The organism is Micromonospora sp. NPDC047465 (assembly GCF_040643125.1).
Classification (GTDB): domain Bacteria; phylum Actinomycetota; class Actinomycetes; order Mycobacteriales; family Micromonosporaceae; genus Micromonospora.
Genome location: NZ_JBEYTP010000119.1, coordinates 1 through 3,138 on the forward strand (window position 1 = coordinate 1; position 3,138 = coordinate 3,138).

The window sequence follows — 3,138 nt, forward strand, 5'->3', positions numbered from 1 at the left end:
AACCGCATCCTCTTCGGCGTCGGCATCCACCACATCGCCTTCGACGGATGGTCACACGCCCTCCTCGTCCACGACCTCAGCCACGCCTACACCGCACGCCAGGCCGGCCAGACACCCGCATGGGACCGCCCCGCACCGACGCTGCGCCAGTCGTACGACGAGTTCACCCGGCTGCGCGCCGCCACCGACCTCGAGTCGCAACGGGCCTACTGGCGCGAACAACTACGGGGCCTGCCCCGTCAGGGCAACCCTCCCGCCGACGCGTCGCTGGAGCAGGCGCTCGCCTGGGGTCCCAAGGCCGGACACACCGTCACCGTCACGCCTCAGGTGATGGAACGCTGGGACCGGGCCGCCCGCGAACACCGGTTCAGCCGCTCCGCCTACTTCGCCGCCGCCTTCGCCACCGCGCTGCGCGCCCTCCACCAACAGGACGACATCGGCCTGCTGCTGGTCGTCGCCAAGCGGGGCAGCCGCGTCCTCGACTCCGCCGTCACCACCAGGATCAACCTCAACTGCGTCCGGGTCCGGTTCGACGGGCCGGAGGACGAACTCGTCCTCCGGGTCAACGACACGATCAGCGATCTGATGCGGGCCCAGGACGTCTCCTTCGCGGAGACCGCCGACGATCCCACCGCCGGGATCTCCAGCGAGGTGGTGGCCAGCCTGCCGACCTTCGTCTTCCAGGACAACGTGGTGCACCCGCTGGAGCTGCCCGGTTGCCGGACAGAGGAGGTCGTCGAGCCGTACGCCCGGGAGGTGCCCAACGGCCTCACGGTCGAGGTGCTGCCCCGGTCCGACCACGCCCTCCTGCGCGTCACGATCCGTACCGACCTCCTGCCGTACCGCCTCGCCGAGGAGCTGAACGGCCACATGCTGCGCTTCCTGGAAGCCGGTCCCGGGTTGGCCACCGCCGCTGACTGACCCGGTAGTCCTCCTGCCGTGGGCGCGGACGGCCGCGATCACGTAGTTCCTGATTTCCTCACGGCGGTACCCGTACAGGTGACGCCGCCCCTGATCGGAGGTTCGCTCATGTCTGTCGGGTTCGTTGGTGGTCGGGCCGAGGCCGCGGGTGTCGCCGGGCCCGGTACCGACATCGAGGCCCTCGACCTGATGGCGGACCTGCGGCGGCCGTTGGTGTGGCCGGCCCGGGCGACCTCGCAGTCGCGGACGGTGGAGCTGCCCGACCTGACGGGCCCGGAGCCGGCCGGTGTGGTGCTGCTGGCCGGCCTCGTCGGCGTGCTGGCCCGGTACACCGGTCAGCACGAGGTGGCGCTGGGCCTGACGTCGGGCGGATCGGCGGTCCGGGTGGGTGTCGCGGACGATCCGGCGTTCGGTGAGCTGGCGAGGCGGGTCGGTGCGGCGTGGGCTGCGCCGGTGGCGACTACAGGGATACCGGGCCCGGTCGCGGTGGCCCTGGTCGACGGCCCGGTCGCCGAGACGGGCCCGCAGGCGGTGGACGTCGACCTGGCGGTGAGTGTGGCCTCCGACGGATCCGGGCTGCGGATCGACTACGCGGCCGAAGCATTCTCCACGGACTGGGTGCGCGGCCTGCTGGACCAGACCGTGATGCTGACGTCGGCCGGGATACGGGAACCCGAGGTCCCGCTGTCGGGGTTGCCGTTGTTGGGTGCGGCCGATCGCGATCGACTGCTCGCGTGGGGTCGGGGCCCGGTCCGGCCGGTGCCGGACGAGCCGATCCACGACCTGGTGCTGGCGTGGGCCCGCCGGACCCCGGAAGCGGTCGCGGGCGTCGCCGACGGCGAGGTCCTCACGTACGGGGAACTGGCGCGCCGATCGGACCTGCTGGCCCGTCACCTGCGGTCGGCCGGCGTCGGCGTCGGGGACGTGGTGTCGCTGGCGCTGGACCGCAGCATGTGGACCCTCGTCGCCACCCTGGCGGTCCTGCGGGCGGGGGCGGCGTACACGCCGATGGACGTGTCGTGGCCGGCGGAGCGGATGCGGATGCTCCTGGCCGACCACGGCGCCCGGGTGGTGTTGACCGTCGGTGAGGTCGCCCCGCGCATCCCCCGGCCCGACGGCGTACGGGTGGTCGCCCTCGACGACGACTGGCCGACGGTGGAGGCGACCGGACCGGTCGACCTGCCGGTGGTGGACGCCTCCGGGCCGGCGTTCGTGATCTACACGTCGGGATCGACCGGGAAGCCGAAGGGCGTGGTGTTGACCCATGCCATGTTGACGAACTTCCTCACCTGGATGCGCGAGGAGTGCGCGGTCGGTCCGGACAGCCGGATGCTGCACTGCTGCGCCCCCGTGTTCGACGTGGCCCTGGGCGAGATCTACACCGCCCTCACCTCCGGCGCACGCGTCGTGGTCTGTTCCCGTGACGACCTGCTCGACGCCCGCCGGTTGACGGATCTGATCGCCAAGGAGCAGACCAGCCACGCGTTCTGCCCGCCCACCAACCTGGCCGCGGTCGACCCGGCCGACTGCCCGAGCATGTCCTGCGTGACCCTCGCCGGTGAGCCGATCCCACCCCGCATGGCACAGAGGTGGCTGGCCGCCGGCGCCCGCCTGATCAACGCGTACGGCCCGGCCGAGGCGTCCGTCGCCTGCACCTGGTACGACGCCGGAGCCGGCTGGGGCGGCGCGTACGTGCCCATCGGCTGGCCCATGCCCAACCGGCAGATCCGCGTCGTCGACCCGCAGTTGAACCTCGTCCCCATGGGCGTCCCCGGCGAAATCCTCATCAGCGGGAAGGGCGTCGCCGACAGCTACCTCCACCGCCCCGAACTGACCGCACAACGGTTCGTCACCGACCCGTACGGCAGCGGGGTCGCCTACCGCACCGGCGACCTGGGCCGGTGGAACGCCACCGGAGCGCTGGAAATCCTCGCCCGCATGGACCACCAGGTCAAGGTCAACGGCATCCGCATCGAACTCGGCGAAATCGAAGCCGTCCTCGAACAGCACCCCGACGTCGGCACCGCCGTGGTGGTGCGCCGGGAGGACCAGGGCGTCGCCCGGCTGGTCGGCTACGTGACCGGCCGCGACGACCGCACCCCGATAGTGAGCGAACTACGCACCCACGCCGCGACCGCACTGCCCTCCTACATGGTCCCGGCCGTCATCATGACCCTCGACCGGTTCCCCGTCGGCGGCACCGGAAAAATCGACCGC

Annotated in this window: 2 protein-coding genes; both read left to right on the plus strand. The window is 71.8% G+C overall.

The window, feature by feature from the left end; translation table 11 throughout:
• The coding region (locus tag ABZ793_RS34605; protein WP_357465202.1) for a condensation domain-containing protein at positions 1-921 on the plus strand (921 nt) is incomplete at its 5' end.
• 108 nt (positions 922-1,029) lie between these two features.
• On the plus strand, positions 1,030-3,138 hold a 2,109-nt coding region (locus ABZ793_RS34610), incomplete at its 3' end, for an amino acid adenylation domain-containing protein (RefSeq protein WP_357465204.1).